19 protein-coding genes are annotated in these 18,469 nt (G+C 40.1%); 14 read left to right on the top strand and 5 right to left on the bottom strand.

The features are described 5' to 3' along the window. Nucleotides 1-114 precede the first annotated feature (114 nt). Together FW757_RS03810 and FW757_RS03805 are read right to left on the bottom strand one after the other, a co-directional pair. Nucleotides 115-1,638 carry a DUF3369 domain-containing protein gene (locus FW757_RS03810; protein ID WP_149981395.1) on the bottom strand — a complete coding sequence of 508 codons (1,524 nt, stop codon included), beginning with the start codon at nt 1,636-1,638 and terminating at the stop codon, nt 115-117. Between the two features lie 50 nt (nt 1,639-1,688). Beyond that, nucleotides 1,689-2,096: a DUF2721 domain-containing protein gene (locus FW757_RS03805; RefSeq protein ID WP_149981394.1), complete on the bottom strand. Its 408-nt coding sequence runs from the start codon at nt 2,094-2,096 to the stop codon at nt 1,689-1,691. Between the two features lie 76 nt (nt 2,097-2,172). On the opposite strand from FW757_RS03805, the gene FW757_RS03800 reads away from it, so the two are divergent. From FW757_RS03800 to tsaD, 3 genes are all read left to right on the top strand, one after another. Then, entirely contained in the window at nt 2,173-2,529 is a 357-nt protein-coding gene (locus FW757_RS03800; RefSeq protein ID WP_182718385.1) for a putative signal transducing protein, read from the top strand. Then, nucleotides 2,522-3,112, top strand: a complete 591-nt coding sequence (locus FW757_RS03795) for a YjaG family protein (RefSeq protein WP_149981392.1) — start codon at nt 2,522-2,524, stop codon at nt 3,110-3,112. The genes FW757_RS03800 and FW757_RS03795 overlap by 8 nt, the downstream gene beginning before the upstream one ends. 73 nt (nt 3,113-3,185) lie before the next feature. After that, a complete protein-coding gene (gene tsaD / locus FW757_RS03790) occupies nt 3,186-4,199 on the top strand; it encodes a tRNA (adenosine(37)-N6)-threonylcarbamoyltransferase complex transferase subunit TsaD (RefSeq protein WP_149981391.1) in 1,014 nt (337 codons plus the stop codon). A 2-nt stretch (nt 4,200-4,201) separates the two neighbouring features. On the opposite strand, the gene plsY is transcribed toward tsaD, so the two are convergent. Continuing rightward, entirely contained in the window at nt 4,202-4,816 is a 615-nt protein-coding gene (plsY, locus tag FW757_RS03785; RefSeq protein ID WP_145235091.1) for a glycerol-3-phosphate 1-O-acyltransferase PlsY, read from the bottom strand. A 269-nt stretch (nt 4,817-5,085) separates the two neighbouring features. On the opposite strand from plsY, the gene folB reads away from it, so the two are divergent. From folB to trmB, 8 genes are all read left to right on the top strand, one after another. After that, on the top strand, nt 5,086-5,442 hold the full coding sequence (folB, locus tag FW757_RS03780; RefSeq protein ID WP_446440876.1) for a dihydroneopterin aldolase: 357 nt from the start codon (nt 5,086-5,088) through the stop codon (nt 5,440-5,442). Between the two features lies 1 nt (nt 5,443). After that, entirely contained in the window at nt 5,444-5,932 is a 489-nt protein-coding gene (gene folK, locus FW757_RS03775) for a 2-amino-4-hydroxy-6-hydroxymethyldihydropteridine diphosphokinase (RefSeq protein WP_182797931.1), read from the top strand. Continuing rightward, nucleotides 5,929-6,729, top strand: coding sequence for an undecaprenyl-diphosphate phosphatase (locus tag FW757_RS03770; protein WP_182739876.1), 801 nt, complete (start codon nt 5,929-5,931; stop codon nt 6,727-6,729). Before folK ends, FW757_RS03770 begins: the two co-directional genes overlap by 4 nt. A gap of 328 nt (nt 6,730-7,057) precedes the next feature. After that, a complete protein-coding gene (mpl, locus tag FW757_RS03765) occupies nt 7,058-8,413 on the top strand; it encodes a UDP-N-acetylmuramate:L-alanyl-gamma-D-glutamyl-meso-diaminopimelate ligase (protein WP_182739877.1) in 1,356 nt (451 codons plus the stop codon). A gap of 12 nt (nt 8,414-8,425) precedes the next feature. Continuing rightward, nucleotides 8,426-9,049 (top strand): flavin prenyltransferase UbiX, encoded by a 624-nt coding sequence (locus FW757_RS03760; protein ID WP_182718381.1) that lies wholly within the window; start codon nt 8,426-8,428, stop codon nt 9,047-9,049. Beyond that, complete coding sequence (locus FW757_RS03755) at nt 9,046-9,978, top strand: ABC transporter ATP-binding protein (protein ID WP_145235104.1); 933 nt, start codon at nt 9,046-9,048, stop codon at nt 9,976-9,978. The genes FW757_RS03760 and FW757_RS03755 overlap by 4 nt, the downstream gene beginning before the upstream one ends. Beyond that, complete coding sequence (locus FW757_RS03750; protein WP_145235106.1) at nt 9,979-10,746, top strand: ABC transporter permease; 768 nt, start codon at nt 9,979-9,981, stop codon at nt 10,744-10,746. Further along, nucleotides 10,746-11,426, top strand: a complete 681-nt coding sequence (gene trmB / locus FW757_RS03745; RefSeq protein ID WP_182718380.1) for a tRNA (guanine(46)-N(7))-methyltransferase TrmB — start codon at nt 10,746-10,748, stop codon at nt 11,424-11,426. The genes FW757_RS03750 and trmB overlap by 1 nt, the downstream gene beginning before the upstream one ends. Nucleotides 11,427-11,481: 55 nt before the next feature. On the opposite strand, the gene FW757_RS03740 is transcribed toward trmB, so the two are convergent. Further along, entirely contained in the window at nt 11,482-13,365 is a 1,884-nt protein-coding gene (locus FW757_RS03740) for an EAL domain-containing protein (RefSeq protein WP_446440875.1), read from the bottom strand. 273 nt (nt 13,366-13,638) lie between these two features. On the opposite strand from FW757_RS03740, the gene panP reads away from it, so the two are divergent. After that, nucleotides 13,639-15,267, top strand: a complete 1,629-nt coding sequence (panP, locus tag FW757_RS03735) for a pyridoxal-dependent aspartate 1-decarboxylase PanP (protein WP_149981384.1) — start codon at nt 13,639-13,641, stop codon at nt 15,265-15,267. A gap of 60 nt (nt 15,268-15,327) precedes the next feature. Here panP and argE read toward each other — a convergent pair whose 3' ends face one another. Continuing rightward, the gene (gene argE, locus FW757_RS03730) at nt 15,328-16,476 is read right to left on the bottom strand and encodes an acetylornithine deacetylase (RefSeq protein WP_182718378.1); all 1,149 of its coding nucleotides are present in this window, start codon (nt 16,474-16,476) and stop codon (nt 15,328-15,330) included. Nucleotides 16,477-16,690: 214 nt separating this feature from the next. Here argE and argC point away from each other — a divergent pair, with 214 nt between their 5' ends. Both argC and argB read left to right on the top strand, forming a co-directional pair. Next, complete coding sequence (gene argC, locus FW757_RS03725; RefSeq protein WP_145235116.1) at nt 16,691-17,695, top strand: N-acetyl-gamma-glutamyl-phosphate reductase; 1,005 nt, start codon at nt 16,691-16,693, stop codon at nt 17,693-17,695. 6 nt (nt 17,696-17,701) lie between these two features. Next, entirely contained in the window at nt 17,702-18,463 is a 762-nt protein-coding gene (gene argB, locus FW757_RS03720) for an acetylglutamate kinase (RefSeq protein ID WP_145235118.1), read from the top strand. Nucleotides 18,464-18,469: the final 6 nt, after the last annotated feature.

Raw genomic sequence — 18,469 nt, 5'->3', positions numbered from 1 at the left:
AGTCCTTTGTATAAGTAAGCCGCACTACTGGCGAACATAATTGATATTATTTTAATAGATAGTAATCCATTGTACCCAATTTGAAAAGCGCATTTCACACAATTGTTACAACTATCAGTTAGGGTAACGCTCTTTTATCTCCAAAAAAAGTGTTAAATTGTTAATAAATATGTCTACAAGTTTTGGCTCAAACTGTTTGCCACTTTGTTTCTTGAGCAAATCGAGGACTTCTTCAAGAGGCCAAGCTTTTTTATAGCAACGATCACTGCCAAGGGCATCAAAAACATCCGCTAGAGCTGTAATACGACCAACAATGTGAATATCTTTACCTGCAAGTTGATTAGGGTAGCCTGAGCCGTCCCATTTCTCATGATGTGTATGTGCAATGATTGAACCACATTTTAATATTTCGTTATTCGAATTCTTTAGAATATCATAACCAACTTCGGCGTGAGTTTGCATAATCGCCCACTCTTGATCATCAAGCTTACCGGGTTTATTGAGAATATGATCTGGAATACTTATTTTTCCAATATCGTGCAAGGGGGAGGCGAGTTTTATTACTTCACACTCAAAGTTATTTAAGCCATATAACTTACCTAACAGTTCACTATAGTGTGCAACTCTTTTGACATGTGAACCGGTTTCTTTTGAGCGTTTTTCAACGGCTTCACCGAGAATATACGATAGCTCTTTTTGCGAATCTTTCATCATTTCGCGTAATTTCAAGTTATCGTAAGCCAGAGCAATATTGTTGGCAAAAAACTCCAAAAGCTGATAATCGGTGGTTCCTAATAACGAGCCTTTGCGCACATACAACATCGTTTCGAGACCCGCTTGAGTTGGAAAGTAGCCAATGTAGTCATGCATGGTTTTTTGAGATGATTTGCGATTGTGTGCTTCAACAAATAATTGCTTTACATCTTCGGGGATCATATCGGCATTAGGTTCAGGCTCAACACCTGAAGCTGCCAGTAGCTTAAAATCAGTGGCTGGGGATGTTTGTTGGTTAACAGCTGCGGCACAATAAATTTCAGTGTCATCTAAGCCCATAACATTGGTTACATGGGATAAAATTGTTGATGCAAATTCATGGACACTATCACATTTTAAAAATGAGCTAGAAGCGTTGATTATTTTTTCAAGGCCTTTTCTATGACGCTCAATAATTTGAATATCACGATGTGAACGCAGAGCTGAATACAATAATGTTTTCATTTTTATTGCCGTCAGCTCGGTTTTATTTTTGTAATCGTTAATATCGTATTCACGGATCACCGCTTCTTCAGGGGCTTCGCCAGGTTGACCCGTTCGAAGAATAAGGCGGATGTCGTGGTTATTGATATCATCACGGATAAATTTTATTAAGTCTAAACCTGCATGGCTAGTTTCCATTACCACGTCGATTAAACCAACCGAAAAATCGAGATTTTGTTGCAATAATTCTTTTGCGGCTTTCGCTGAATAGGCATGATGTAAACACAGAGCTTTATCTTCAAAGGTAAAGCCAGATAGTACAAGTTTAGTGACTTGGTGAATATCATCCTCATCATCGACCACAAGGATATTCCAGAACGCTTGTGGTGACTGAGCTTCTGACTCTTCAATGACATTTTCTGAAAATAAAAAGTCGTTCACGTTTACACCTTTAGTTTAATCATTCTGCTAAAGAGTATAGTGCTTGTTTTTTAGTCTGCCTTGTTGCTCAGTGGTTTTTTTTCAATGTTTTTAAGCTCAATTTCAATCGCATCACATGAAATATGTATTTCATATAAAGAGGTTAGCAACGATAGCGCAAGGCTGGCTAAGCTAATACCAAATAAAATTACGCCAGTGGTTTTAAACTCAATAAATAATGCAAACATTGAGAATGTACACATTAAAAAAGAAGCAACGCCATAGACTTGCATAGTTCGAATGAGTCTAATACGTTTCCTTAGGTTAGTAATTTGTGCAACGACTAATGGTCGAATAGTGTCACCTTCACGGGCATTAAGTTCACGAATTAATTGTGCTAGCACTAAAAAACGATTGGTATATGCTAATAACAATAAAGAAATTGCAGGGAACAGCAGTCCAGGTGTCGTGAGGGTCATGATTATTTCCTATATAACAATTACTTCGCTTAGAGTAGCTTAGGGTAATTTAATCGCAAAGTAAAAGAGGTTGTCATTGCAAAATAAAATAAATAACAACAATACAGAGCAACCCCCATTTCAATGGTTAACAATCTATTGCGCTGCAAATGCGGTAGAGGCAAACATTGTCAAAGGGTTATTACTTAACAGCAATATTGAGTGTCAGTTACTCGGTGAGTCCTTACAAGGAGCCGTTGGCGAAATACCTTTAGATCAAACCCAAGTGAGAGTGCAGGTTTTTGTGATTAAAGAGCGCCAGGCGCGGCAAATATTGGTAAACTACACTCAAGTACAACAATCCGCTCCTGATTGGGTATGCCCCAACTGTAACGAGCATAATGGGCCAACATTTGAAATTTGTTGGTCTTGCAGGACACCAAATAATGACTAAAGCGAATAATTTTCAGCGTATAAGAGAGCTTAACTATTTGCAACAAGCGGTACTGGCAGCAGCATTAATTGAACGTATGCTACCTAATTATGGTTTATTTAGTGAAGCAACAGGATTTGGTGACGAAGCTATTTTGCGTAGTGCACTTAATTTGTGTTGGGAAAAAATCTTACTGCCGAAAAGTAAAATAAGCCTTGAAAAGCAAATTGAGAAAATAGAGCCTAATGTTCCAGAACTCACTGATTTTGATATGTTCGGTACTTATCCAGCGATAGATGCCGCCACTGCCTTATTAGGTTTAATGCATGGTTTAATTGCCAAAGATGAGCAAGAATTTATCAGCATTAGTAAAATCTCTCAGGCGACTGTTGCGCGTTTTATTGAATATCAATTAACGGTTGAAGGTGAACTGGCTGATAATACAGCAGTACGTGAACATCCGTTAATGCAATACGAAATTGAAGTGTTAGGCGAGTTAATTGATTTTGTTGAGCAGATGGGCAGAGTAACAGCTGAAAATGTGAAAGCGTTAAAGCAACACGCTATCGCTGATGGACAAACAAACATTGGTATTACACTTTAAGTAACCAGAAACTCTGGTTAATAGATTTATTTTAAGAATTTAAAAGTGCCAAAGGGCATGGGAGAAAACTGCAGTGCGAATTTTAGGCATTGAATCGTCGTGTGATGAAACGGGAATTGCAATCTATGATGATGAACAAGGTTTACTTGCTCATCAACTCTATAGCCAAGTAAAAGTGCATGCAGATTATGGCGGTGTAGTGCCTGAACTTGCATCTCGAGATCATGTTCGTAAAACCTTGCCATTAATCGATGCTGCTTTTGCACAGGCCGGTTGCGGACCTGAAGATATCGATGGTATTGCTTACACTGCAGGCCCAGGACTGGTGGGAGCATTATTAGTGGGTACTTCAATTGGACGCTCACTTGCCTATGGTTGGAATATTCCAGCAGTGGCGGTGCATCATATGGAGGGCCATCTACTGGCGCCCATGCTTGAAGAAAACGTGCCTGAATTTCCGTTTATTGCTTTACTCGTATCAGGTGGACACACCATGATGGTTAAAGTCGCTGGGATTGGTCAATATGAAGTATTGGGTGAATCGGTAGATGATGCCGCAGGTGAAGCATTTGATAAAACAGCTAAGTTACTTGGTTTAGATTACCCAGGTGGGCCACGGTTAGCTAAACTTGCTGAGCAAGGTGTTTCTAAGCGCTTTATTTTCCCACGACCAATGACAGATAAACCGGGCCTTGACTTTAGTTTTAGCGGCTTGAAAACGGCGGCTGCAATTACTATTCGTAATAATGACGATGATCAGCAAACCAAAGCAGATATCGCTCATGCGTTTCAAACCGCAGTTATTGATACATTAGTTATTAAATGTAAGCGTGCTTTAAAGCAAACGGGTATAAATCGCTTAGTAATTGCCGGTGGTGTAAGCGCCAATATAAAGCTACGTGCGCAACTAGAGCGGGTAATGCAAGGCATGAAAGGACAGGTTTATTATCCGCGCACAGAGTTTTGTACTGATAATGGTGCCATGATCGCCTATGCGGGTATGCAGCGCTTAAAGGCTGGGCAGTTTGCCAGCCTTGATATGAAAACGAGACCACGTTGGCCGATAGATAGTTTAGAGGCTATTTAAATTTAAGTATTGTTATCATCTTTAGTTGGTGGCGTTTTTTTGTCACCAATTTTAGGTTCTTTGCCACTAAATAAACGTTTAATATTGGCGTGGTGGCGAAAGATAATCAAAATAGTTAAAAATGTTACTGGTAAGGTATAAAGCGGTTTGATCCACCAAGTGTATAATGGCGCTAAAGAAACGGCGACTAATGCCCCAAGTGACGAATAGCGCGTAATAGCAACGACAGCCACCCAGGTTGAAATTAATAACCCGCCTAACAACAAGCCAATGGGTAGCAATGTTCCAAACGCAGTTGCAACTGCTTTACCGCCTTTAAAGTGAAAGAATACCGGAAACATATGTCCTAAACATGCAGCAACCCCTATCAATCCCAGCATTAGTGGTTCAAGTTGTAAAAAATAAGCGCCCCAGACAGGAATAGTCCCTTTGAGAATATCAAACACTAAGACTAAGCAGGCTGGAACAGCGCCACCAAGACGATAAACATTAGTTGCGCCAGGGTTGTTTGAGCCATTGCTGCGAGGATCGGGTAGTTTAAACAGCCGAGACACTAGAATGGCTGATGAAATCGACCCGAGTAAATAGGCTAAAACTAACATTAAAACGGCTATCACGCGCTTCCTTATTTTTTAATCGCAGTTTTTCGGCTATCATTGGCCGCAAAAATTGCATTCATACTTTTCGTGGTTCAAATAGCAGATACATAATGTATCTATACGCTTATATCATATGGGTAATTTTTACATGATGTACCTATAGGCTATTGTATGGGTAATTTTTACATAATAAAACACAGTTAAAGTGTATAAAGGCTATAAATGCAAATTATAGCCGATGTAGACTCAAGTCAATGAGTTTTAAGTTTTTGCCAGTTGGAGCAGTTATGGATAAGGTTTTTATATCGCAACTACATGTTGACACTATCATAGGCGTGTACGATTTTGAAAAAGAAACTAAACAGAGTTTGTATTTTGATATCGAGATGCTGTGTGATATTAAACTCGCAGCAAAAACCGATGACATTGCCTTAGCACTTGATTACGCAAAGGTAAGTGAGAGAGTAATCGCGCACACGACAGCAAAGCCTGTTGAGTTATTGGAGACCTTAGTAGAGCAACTAGCGGCTATCATTTTAACCGAGTTTGCTACAACACAAGTTACCATTCGAGTTAGTAAACCCGCAGCCGTCGCGCAAGCACGCACTGTAGGTGTTGAAATTACCCGACTCAAGGCACGTTAAGATGGCGCAAATTTATATTAGCCTTGGCTCTAATGTTGATAAAGAACATTATATCCGCCAAGCGTTAATCGCCCTAAAAGCACACCTTGTAGAATTCGAGCATTCCAGTGTCTTTGAAAGCGAAGCAGTTGGCTTTGCAGGTAATAACTTTTACAACTCAGTCATTGGTGCACAAACACAGATACCGCTTCCCCAGTTATGTCAGTTACTCAAACAGATTGAACGAGATAATGGTCGTACAAATAACGATAAAAAATTTAGCCCGCGTACACTCGATCTAGATTTACTGTTTTACGATGATGTAGTGTGTGATTCTCCTGCACAGTTACCCCGTGATGAAATCACCAAAAATGCCTTTGTCCTGCAGCCATTGGCAGAAATAGCTCCCGATTTTTATCATCCTACAGCAAAGCAAACAATCGCTCAGTTGTGGGATACTTACAACAACCCCAAGCAAAAACTATGGAAGGTGGAGTTTACTAACCCATGAGTATTATCGAAATTATTGTTTTAGCCCTGATCCAGGGATTAACTGAGTTTTTACCTATTTCAAGCTCAGCTCACCTCATTCTCCCTTCACAAATTCTTGGCTGGCAAGATCAAGGCCTTGCCTTTGATGTTGCTGTGCATGTAGGCACGCTGATTGCCGTAATAATTTACTTCAGAAAAGAAGTTGTCGAAATACTTGCTGCATGGTTTAAATCATTTGGTGCACAAGGTACAACAGATGATAGTAAACTTGGCTGGTGGATTATTTTAGGCACTATACCAGCCGCTGTACTGGGTTTAATTTTTAAAGACTTAATCGAGCTCTATTTACGCAGTGCGTGGGTAATTGCAATCACCACTATTTTGTTTGGTTTATTACTTTGGTATGCCGACGTAAAAGGTAAGCAAACTAAAACAATTTATCAATTAACTTGGAAATCAGCACTGATGATCGGTATGGCGCAAGCGATGGCGATGATCCCAGGTACATCACGCTCGGGTATTACGATGACCGCCGGTTTAATGCTGGGGATGAATAAACAAAGCGCTGCGCGTTTTTCATTTTTACTCGCAATTCCAGTGATCTCAATGATGGGCTTGTATTACACCATTGAGCTGGCATTAGGGGATCATATAGTTGATTGGACAACATTAATTTTAGGCGCTGGTTTATCGTTTCTCTCTGCGTATGCGTGTATTTTCCTGTTCTTAAAAATAATCGAACGTATGGGGATGATGCCATTTGTTATCTATCGATTATTATTGGGTGTGGGTTTAATTGTTTTTTTGATGATGTAACGCTAGGTTTATAAAAGATCAATAAAAACGCCTTAACTCAATGAGCTAAGGCGTTTTTTTATAAGCCAAATGCACCTTAAATTAGAAAGTGTATTTTGCACCCATCGATAAGCGACCTTTCCAGCGAGGCTCTGCAATTACATCTACATTTGAGCGGTTAAGCATAAGTAAGGGAATTATTTAACTTATATACTTATTCGTTGTTATTTAGCACAAGTGTTGTGTTAGATGGCAATGGTAACTGAGCGCTATTTTTGGCATTATGGCATCTCATTTATTATCTATTTTTTAGCGCTGCGTAAGCTATGTGTGGCGGCAAAGGAATAATATGCATATTCATATTTTAGGCATTTGCGGCACCTTTATGGGTGGTATTGCAGCGATAGCTAAGTCGCTAGGTCATACAGTCACGGGCTCTGATCTAAACGTATATCCGCCAATGAGCACGCAACTCGAAGAGCTTGGTATTAAATTAACCCAAGGCTATGATGTCTCTCAGTTAGAACCTGCACCAGATATGGTGATTATTGGCAATGCAATGAGTCGTGGTAACCCATGTGTTGAATATGTATTGGACAAGGGCTTAGCGTATACTTCTGGCCCTGAATGGTTAAAGCATAATTTATTGCAAAACTCCTGGGTACTGGCGGTTGCTGGAACTCATGGTAAAACTACCACTGCAAGCATGCTGGCATGGATTTTAGAATACGCGGGTTTAAAGCCAGGGTTTTTGATTGGCGGTATCGTGCAAAATTTTGGTTTGTCGGCACGGGTTGGCGAAACGCCATTTTTTGTAATTGAAGCTGATGAATACGACACTGCATTTTTTGATAAACGCAGTAAGTTTGTTCATTACTTACCGCGCACACTGATTTTAAACAATCTTGAGTTTGATCATGCTGATATTTTTGAAGATTTAAACGCTATTAAAAAACAATTTCATCATTTGATGCGTACACTACCAAGTAGCGGCAAAGTTATTTGGCCACAACAAGACGATGCTCTGCAAGATGTAATTAACCAAGGCTGTTGGAGCGAAAGTGAAACACTGGGCGCTGATTGGGGATATGAGCTGATTAATGCCGATGGCAGTGAATTTGCAGTGTTACTCAATGATGAATACCAAGGCTCAGTAAAATGGCAAGCGTTTGGTGGGCACAATGTTAAAAACGCTATTATGGCTATTGCTGCCGCGCGCCATGTCGGGATTGCAATTGAACATAGCATTGCAGGGTTAGGGGAATTTATTAGTCCTAAACGTAGGATGGAGCTAAAAGCCGATATTGCCAATATTAAAGTGTATGACGACTTTGCTCATCACCCAACAGCTATCACTACAACGCTTGCTGGGTTGCGTGCAAAAGTAGGCAATGAAAAAATTATTGCGATATTAGAGCCGCGCTCAAACACTATGAAAATGGGTGTACATCAACATACGTTATTGGCGTCATTAGCTGATGCTGATGATGTGTATTTATTCGAGCCAGATAATTTAACCTGGTCATTAAGTGAGCAGGCCAAACAGGCTGGTATGTTATGCTTGAGTAATACCGATGAGATCGTTGAACAAGTGGTCTCCCAAGCGCAACCGCAACAACATATTTTGATCATGAGTAATGGTGGCTTTAATGGTCTCCACAACACATTGATAACAGCTTTGCAGCATAAATTTATCCAGCAATAAACCGGAGCGACAGTGCAATATAAAGAAACCATAACGCTGGCCTTTAGTGGTGCGTCAGGCGCGCCATATGGCTTACGATTACTTGAAGTATTGCTCGCGCAGCAGTTTCGCGTGTATGTATTGATCTCAAGCGCGGCGCGTGTAGTGCTAGATACTGAATCAAACATTAAATTATCAGCCAATGAAGATAAAGCCACCGAACAATTAAGTAGCTTATTTAAATCACAGCCAGGGCAGTTACAAGTATTTGGTAAAGATAACTGGTTTAGCCCTGTGGCGTCTGGCTCTGCAGCGCCGAAAAAAATGGTCGTGTGCCCGTGTAGTGCAGGCTCGGTCTCTGCAATAGCGATGGGGGCCTCTGATAATTTATTAGAGCGCGCCGCTGATGTCGTGATTAAAGAGCGTGGTCAGTTAATTTTAGTGCCACGAGAAACGCCATTTAGTGAAATCCATCTAGAAAACATGCTAAAGCTCGCAAAGCTCGGGGTAACAATTATGCCAGCTGCACCGGGGTTTTATCATCAACCGCAAACCATTAACGACTTAGTTGATTTTATGGTTGCACGTATTTTAGATCATTTAAATATTGCACACACACTAACTAAACGTTGGGGTTATGGGGAGGGTAAATCATGAGTAAAGCATTGGCTTTGAATATTGAAGGCCTTACCAAAGTATATAAAAATGGTGTTGAAGCCGTTAAAGGCGTTGATCTAAAAGTATATGAAGGTGATTTTTTTGCCTTGTTAGGCCCAAATGGCGCGGGTAAGTCAACTACCATTGGGGTGATCTCATCATTGGTTAATAAAACCAAAGGCTTAGTAGAGGTGTTTGGTCACAACATAGATTCAGATTTAGAAGCCGCTAAATCACAACTAGGCTTAGTGCCACAAGAGTTTAACTTTAGCCAGTTTGAAACGTTGACGCAAATACTGGTAAATCAAGCGGGTTATTACGGAGTTCCCCGTAAGGTGGCGCATCAACGAGCGGATAAATATTTAGCGCAATTAGGCTTACTTGAAAAGAAAGACAAACAAGCACGAACACTATCAGGTGGCATGAAACGTCGTTTAATGATTGCTCGCGCGTTAATGCATGAACCAAAACTGCTAATTTTAGATGAGCCAACCGCCGGTGTAGATATTGAATTACGCCGTTCGATGTGGGATTTTTTAAGACAAATTAATGAGCAGGGGGTGACGATTATTCTCACCACCCATTACTTAGAAGAAGCCGAACTGCTGTGTAAAAATATCGCGATTATTGATTCCGGCATTATCGTTGAAAACACCACCATTAAAGCACTGCTTGCCAAACTAGATAAAGAAACCTTTATTCTTGATTTAAAACAGCCTGTCCAGCCGGTTACCGTTACGCTTGATGGTTATAAGTTTACTATGGCTGATGATCATACTATTGAGGTTGAAGTAGCCAAATCACAGGGCTTGAATGCAGTATTTACAGCATTAACCGAGCAGGGCAATACCGTGCTTAGCATGCGTAATAAAGCTAACCGATTAGAAGAGTTGTTTGTAGGTTTACTAGAGCAAGGGCGGGGCAAGTAGATGTTTAAATATGGCGTAGCCTTAAAGAGTTTATGGTTTAAAGAGTGCATTCGATTTTTGCGTATCTGGGTACAAACACTCGTACCACCGGCAATCACTATGAGTTTGTACTTTGTGATTTTCGGTAATCTTATAGGCTCTCGTATTGGTGATATGGGGGGCTTTAGTTATATGGAGTTTATTGTGCCGGGTCTTATCATGATGTCGGTGATCACTAATTCGTATTCTAATGTGGCATCAAGCTTTTATTCAACCAAGTTTCAAAAAAGTATTGAAGAGCTGTTAGTTGCACCCGTGCCTAATTATATCATTGTGCTTGGCTATATGGGCGGTGGTATGACCCGTGGCATGCTGGTGGGATTAATTGTTACGTGTGTGTCGTTATTATTTGTGGATATTCAAATCCATAATATTTTTGTGATCATCGCGACAGTAATTTTAACTTCTGCGGTATTTGCTTTAGGCGGTTTGATCAATGCTATTTATGCTAATAGCTTTGACGATATCAGTATAATTCCGACCTTTATTTTAACGCCATTGACCTATCTAGGTGGTGTGTTTTACTCAATCACTTTATTGCCAGAGTTTTGGCAAGGCGTATCGCAGGTTAATCCAATTATTTATATGGTTAATGCCTTTAGGTATGGTTTCTTAGGCGTGTCGGATGTTGATTTAACGGTCGCATTTGGCGTGTTGTTATTATTTATTACAGCCTTATTTATATTAGCTTTAACGTTAATTAAAAAAGGTGTGGGGTTAAGACACTAATGAGTGATGCAAATTCACGAAGTATTGTATCGAATCAACAAGGCTTACATGAAAAGCTGGATGATATAGTTAATAAGCATTTAGCTGCCCAGTTTAAAAAACCCATTGCAGCTCATACGCAAACGGCGTTTGATCAAGTAAATGAAAAAGTGCAGGCTTTTAATGGGCCCATTATTTTAGATTCGTGTTGTGGGGTAGGTGAAAGCACCGCTAATTTAGCGAAACGACATCCTGATGCGTTAGTTATAGGTATTGATAAGTCATCGCATCGTTTAGATAAGCATGACATTGAATATAAACAAACCGATTCAGGTCAGTACATTTTAGTGCAAGCCGATTTAAATGACTTTTGGCGACTCGCAGTGGCGGCTAATTGGCAACCCACACATCATTATTTGCTGTATCCAAATCCGTGGCCAAAAGCGAAGCATATTCAACGTCGCTGGCATGGCGCTGCTATTTTTCCATTTATCGTTAAATTAGGTGGGCTGTTAGAAGTTCGCAGCAATTGGGATATTTATGTGAAAGAGTTTGCTCAAGCACTCAAACTCACCGGACATGACTGCACAGTAGAGCTTTATCAAAATGATTTGGCAGTTACGCCATTTGAACGTAAATATTGGGCAAGTGGTCAACAAAGTCACCGTTTAGTAATTAATTTAGATCCTGGCTCGAAATAAAAATTAAGTATTTTATAACTTAATGTTTTCGTAAATCTCTTAACCTGAGTTTAGGTTAAGAGATTGGATACGGTTGGTTTTTATTTGCAGTAATATGTGGCACAGGCTCGGCAAAGTAATAGCCTTGCATTAGTGTCACATTAGCTTTTTTAAGCGCGTTGGCGATAGGCTTACTCTCTACATGCTCAGCAATTAGCTGTAAGTTGAGTTGCTTAGCAAAGCTGGCAATATGCTCAATATATAAATAAATATCTTTATCGTTGATAATTTGCTTGATCAAACTACCATCAAGCTTAATGCCATCTACTTCTAATTTTAGTACATTAGATATATTCGAATAACCTGTACCAAAATCATCAATTATTACCCGTACACCACGATTTTTAACCATGGTTATAAATGCTTTTACCTCAGAAAAATTTGCGATAGCTTCGGTTTCCAATAGTTCTAGGGTGATATTACTCGGTAGTGGATAGCGTTTAAATTCGTTTTCTAAAAATTCAGCAAGGCTTGGGTCAAGCATATCTTGGGCTGTGATATTGATGCTCCAGCACGTACTGGTTTTTCTAAATCGTGCAAAGCATTGTGTGAGCATTGTGCGGGTGAGCATTCCATCCATGCGAGAGCGATTAACGACATCTAAGAATGATTCTGGTTTTAGGACTTCCCCGTGACAGGTGATCATGCGAGCCAAACATTCATACTGAATAATGGCATTCGTTTCATTATCATAAATTGCCTGAAAATAAGGCACAATTCTATTGTTCTCAAATGCTTCACGCACTTCTTTTGCCATTGCTACATTGTACTGATATTGGTTTTTTACATCATGGAGTGCGCTTGAGTAATTAATCACAGTGCGGCGACCTTGTTTAGCTTGTAATGCGGCAATATGAGCATTTTCAAGTAACATTGATTTATTGCCACTGGCGATGCCTGCGCACAAGGTGATGTATATAAAAGGGTCGGTAAGTAATGGGGTACTGCAATTATAAGCTTGGATCACCTCGAGAAAACCTGCATTATCTTTACCAAAAGGAGCGATGAGGACTATTTTGTTGGTCGTTAGACGAAACATCTGGCTACCCGCAGGGCGGTGCTTTTTGAAGTGTTGCAACAAGTTTTTCATAACGCGGTCGCCTACTTCTGTACCATAAAAACTGCTTATATCTTCAACTTCATTTACCCAAATAACAGCAAGTTGCAGATGATGATTAGGGGAGTTTTTAATATAATATTCAAGTGCAATATGATTGGCAAAGCCACTACTGGTATCGGTTGAAATCGCACGTTTCAATAAATACACATAAATACCGGCAACCAACAGAGCAATAAAAAAGAAAAACATAGCCATGCCCGCAGCTTTAGATACACTTTGCGCTAATCGCTGATTGAGATCGTATATGGTGATATCGGCCCCAGTTAAATAGGTGACTCCATTGGCATCGACAAAAGGGACAAAAATTGTTTTAAAATGCCCCCATTGATCTTTTGAAATTTCAAACACTGGCTCTGTTGAATAAAACGCGCCAATATTAGCGGCAGTTGCTTCAGGGTATAGATCGAGTAATTGGGTGATTTTACCGGTATTTTGATCGTTCTGAGTGTAACTCGATGCACTAAAATGTACATTACCGTCTTTTAAAACCATGGCATATACATAAGCGATATTTAACGCATTAGCAAACTCTGAAAGTTGCCGGCTTTTTTGTTGGTATTCGGTTGATGATATATATTGGCCTGCATTGATTTTTTGATGGTATTCATCACCAAGCATATGCTTAACGCTTAATGCCGCATTGAGTAATCGAGTATCAACGCTGTGCATAATATCGTTACGAGTGCTGTTGTAGGTGTAATAGATGTAGCTCAATAAACTGATAAAAAACAGCATGAAACCCGCGATTATCCAATTTGTCCGTAAATTTGTATTTATCATGCTCTTCCTTGATTTATTAGCCCTTCTATTATACAAAAAAAGGCTGTATCGCCTATAAAAATATAGTTAGTTATTTGAATGATAAATATTAATCAAATTATCATTAATTTGTCATGCAATTGGCTACTTTTGTGGCTTTATACGAGACATTTCAACTCTATTACAGTAGAGTTAACGCATTTCGTGGAATCATTGTAGTTTTGGCGTTATTAGTAATGGAGTTCCTAGAGATGGATCTTCAGCTAAACAAAGCTACATTTACTGGGTATAAAGATGGATCAAAAGCGTTGTGCCGTCGCCTCTAAAGAAACTCTGATGCGTATATTTACTGTGCCTGAAGCACCAGACTCAACTTTGAGTAAAATCGAACTTGAGATCTCAAGCAATTTAGCAGGTTTTTTGAATGAGAACATAGCGGCAATTGAAAAGCCATTGCATGAGATTGAAAAAGATTTTCAATCGGCAGCAATCCCAGAAGATCCGACTTTTGTATCTGCTTATGCGCAAGATATTATGGAGCAACTTGTCGCTCATTCAGTGCATACCGCTGCGCCAAGCTTTATTGGGCACATGACGTCAGCATTACCGCATTTTGTATTGCCACTTTCTAAGTTGATGGTTGGTCTTAATCAAAACTTAGTAAAAATAGAAACCTCCAAAGCATTTACTCCACTTGAGCGCCAAGTGCTTGGTATGATGCATCATTTGGCATACGGGCAAGATGACAGTTTTTATAGCAAATGGATGCACAGTGCGAAAACGTCGCTAGGTGCGTTTTGTTCGGGTGGCACAATCGCCAATATTACCGCATTGTGGATTGCTCGTAATCGCTTACTGAAAGCGGACGGCGAATTTAAAGGGATTGGTTCACAAGGTTTGATCAGTGCCATGTTGCATTATGGATATAAAGGCCTTGCAGTACTTATTTCTGAACGTGGCCATTACTCGCTAGGAAAATCAGCTGATTTACTTGGCATTGGTCGTGATAACTTTATTGCCATTAAAACTGCAGATAACAATAAGGTTGATGTTGATGCAATGCGCGCCAAAGCCCATGAGCTAGCAGCGCAAGGTATAAAAGTGATGGCGATTGTTGGGGTAGCCGGCACGACTGAAACTGGCAATATTGATCCTCTTGATGCTATGGCTGATTTAAGCGCTGAACTCAACTGCCATTTTCATGTCGATGCAGCATGGGGAGGAGCTACGCTGCTTTCTAATACATATCGCTCGTTACTGAAAGGCATTGAGCGAGCAGATTCAATTACCGTCGATGCTCATAAACAAATGTATGTGCCAATGGGCGCTGGGTTAGTGCTATTTAAAGATCCTACAGCTACGGATGCTATAGAACATCATGCAGAATACATCTTACGTAAAGGATCAAAAGATTTAGGTAGTCATACGCTTGAAGGTAGTCGTCCTGGTATGGCGATGTTAGTGCATGCTTGCTTACGCGTTATTGGCCGTAAAGGCTACGAAATCTTAATAGATAAAGGGATTGAAAAAGCCCGCTACTTTGCTGATTTAGTGAAAGCAGATGATGACTTTGAGCTGATCTCAGAACCTGAGTTATGTTTACTGACATACCGTTATGTGCCAAAACAGATAAAACAAAAAATAGCTCAAGCAGATGAACAAACGCGTTTGGATATCTTTGCCTCGTTAAATCGTTTTACTGCCAGTATGCAAAAACGTCAACGTGAAGCCGGTCGTTCCTTTGTATCCCGTACCCGTTTAACTCCCGCGCAGTATGATCATCAACCTACAGTGGTATTCAGAGTCGTACTTGCAAATCCGCTGACATCAGAGAGTATTTTAAAAGATATACTTGCTGAGCAAAAAGAGCTGGCTAAAACAGATCCTGTATTTAAGAAATACCTTAGTAAATACATGGACTGAGCAGTAACAGTTGCGTTATTCCCAGATTGCGTGGGGATAACGCAAGCAGCACTTTCTTTGTTAGCTAAAACACGATGTTCTGATCATTTCAGTGATAATATGTTGAGATGGTTTAATTTTTTCCATCGCCAAAAATTCATCGGGTTGGTGAGCCTGATTAATTGAACCCGGTCCCATCACAATCGTTTCACAGCCCAATTGTTGAATAAATGGCGCTTCAGTACAGTAGTTCACTGCAACTGCTTGCTCTCCTGATATTTTTTCTGCCAGTTTAACTAATGCCGAATCAGTACTGCCGGTAAACGCGGGGATTGGCTCGTGCATATCCATCACACTGACTGAATCGGGATATTGGTTATTGATCTCTGTAGCTATTTTTAACAGCATCATTTGCAGTTCTTGCACACTTAGACCCGGTAAAGGGCGCATATCAATATGCATTTCACAGCAGCCACATATGCGATTTGCATTATCGCCACCATGAATGTGTCCTAGATTTAAAGTAGGGTAAGGAATAACAAAATGCTCAACTGCATATTTATTCTTTAATTGCTCTTTTAAAGTTAACAGTTTTGCAATAACTTTATGCATCACTTCAATGGCATTTAAACCACGTTCAGGATCAGAGCTATGTCCGGAACGACCGACTACGCGAATCGCGCTGCTCATATGTCCTTTATGTGTGAAAACAGGCGTCATATCAGTAGGTTCACCAATAATACACCGAGCTGGCTTTAAGTTTTTATGCTGACAAACTTGCTGTGCACCGGCCATGGTGGTTTCTTCGTCGGCAGTAGCTAGAATCAAAATTGGCTGTGTTTGAATATTCTTATCTAGTTCACTGATTGCCTGTAATACAAAAGCGAAAAAACCTTTCATATCAATACTGCCTAGACCATATAATTTATTGTTATCTTCACTTAATTTAAACGGATTATAGTTCCAACGACTATCATCAAATGGGACTGTATCGGTATGACCGGCAAGCATTAAACCACCATCTCCCTGGCCACGTTTTGCGAGTAAGTTAAAACGACCTTTAGGGCCCGACAACTCAGTAATTTCACATTCAAATCCAAGACTTGTACACCAAGTAGCTAATAAATCGATCACCCCTTTATTGCTCATAGACAATGACTCATCCATGGCACTAATTGAAGGTGCAGCAATCAATTGCTGATACATAGATAAAAAAGACGGTAATGACATAAAAAAATCCAAAATAAGTATTCAATCTAATTGCATAACAATATAAAAGTATTTATGATGAATATCAATTCACTTTTTAAGCATAAATATATTAAAGCGACGCAATGAATATAAAACGACGATAACCAGATTTCATTCATAAAATAGTGTTTTATGCACTGTTAAACCCGATTTGAATATATATGTAGTAACAAAAAACCAAAAAGAGTAACGAATGAAAGTAGTGATTATTGGCGCAAGTGGCTATAGCGGCGCAGAATTAGCAAGTTTGGTAGTAAAACACCCGCAATTAACCTTAGCTGGTTGCTATGTATCTGAGCAAAGCTTAGATAAGGGTAAATTATTAAGTGACTTGTATCCTGAGCATTTAGGTTTGCTTGATTCTCCTTTATTGCCTCTTAGTGATAGCGCTTATAACGATATTGAAAAGTCGGCCGATTTTGTATGTTTGTGTACTGATCATAAAGTGAGTGTTGACTTAGCGCCACGTTTTTTAAGCATGGGCAAAAAAGTATTTGATTTATCGGGTGGCTACCGTTTAAGCAGTAATGAAGATTATCAAACCTATTATGGTTTTGCGCATCAACATACGGAATTACTAAGTGAAGCGGCTTACGGATTGGCTGAATGGAATAGTGAAGCAATCGCCAAGGCGCAGTTAGTCGCTGTGGCTGGTTGCTATCCAACAGCAGCGCTGAATGCGTTAAAACCATTGCAACAAGCCGGCTTATTAGCCGAGCAAACCATTATTATTAATGCTGTATCGGGTGTAACCGGTGCGGGGCGTAAAGCTAGTGTAGCCACGCATTTTTGTGAAGTGTCGTTAGCACCTTATGGATTGTTTAATCATAGACACAGTCCTGAGATTGAGCAGCATTTAGGTCACAAGGTGCTATTTACGCCGCATTTAGGTAATTTTCCACGCGGTATTTTAGAAACTATTTATGTGCAATTGAAACCTGGAGTTACACCAGAGCAAGTTACACAAGCTTATCAAGTGCTTGCTGATGAGCCACTGATCAGATTGCTTGGTAATAAAATGCCATCAATTAAAGGAGTTGCAAAGCAGCCTTACGTTGATATTGCATGGCAGCAGCAAGGTACGCAGCTAATTGTGATGGCAGCTATTGATAACTTATTAAAAGGTGCTGCAGGGCAAGCATTGCAGTGCATTAATTTAGCCATGGGTATTGCCCATAGTACAGGTTTAAAAGGGTAGTTAGTAATGCAAACATGGGTCATTAAACTCGGTGGTGCAGTACTCAATACAGAAGACGCGGCTAAAGCGTTATTTGAGGCGCTTGCATCGCAAACTCAAGCACAATTTGTCATCGTTCATGGTGGCGGTTCACTAGTTGATAATTGGTTGACTGAGGCTGGTTTTGCTAGTGCGAAACATCAAGGTTTACGCATCAGTCCAAAAGAGCAAATGCCTTATATTGTTGGCGCGCTTGCGGGGTGTGCTAATAAACAATTAATGAGCCAAGCAATTATCGCAGGTCATAAACCCGTCGGGCTTAGTTTATACGAAGCGGGCATTATTTCGTCACAAAAACTCAAAGCGCTTGGTCAAGTTGGTAATTGTGACGGCGGTGTGCAAAGTGTGATACCGGAGTTATTAAAACTTGGTCGTTTACCTCTGGTCAGCTCTATCGGTTTTGGTGAAGATGGCCTTTGGTATAACGTAAACGCTGATGAAGCGGCGGCGGCAATAGCTAAAGAGCTTAATGCGGAAATTATTTTTATGACTGATGTAGAAGCTGTACTTGATGCAAATAAACAGCCGTTACATCAACTTGACACAAACCAGATCAATACTTTAATTGCAGAAGGAGTAATTTTGGGTGGGATGGAGGTCAAAGTAAAGACCAGCCTTCTTGCTGCCCAGCACTTACGACGTGGCGTTTACATTTCGAGCTGGCAAAAGCCAGAAAACTTAATTGCTCTACTCGCGGGTGAGCACGTCGGAACAAAAATTACACCATAGGTTTTA

The sequence above is a fragment of the Pseudoalteromonas sp. 1181_04 genome (assembly GCF_052850545.1).
This window is presented reverse-complemented; position numbering and strand designations above follow the sequence as displayed.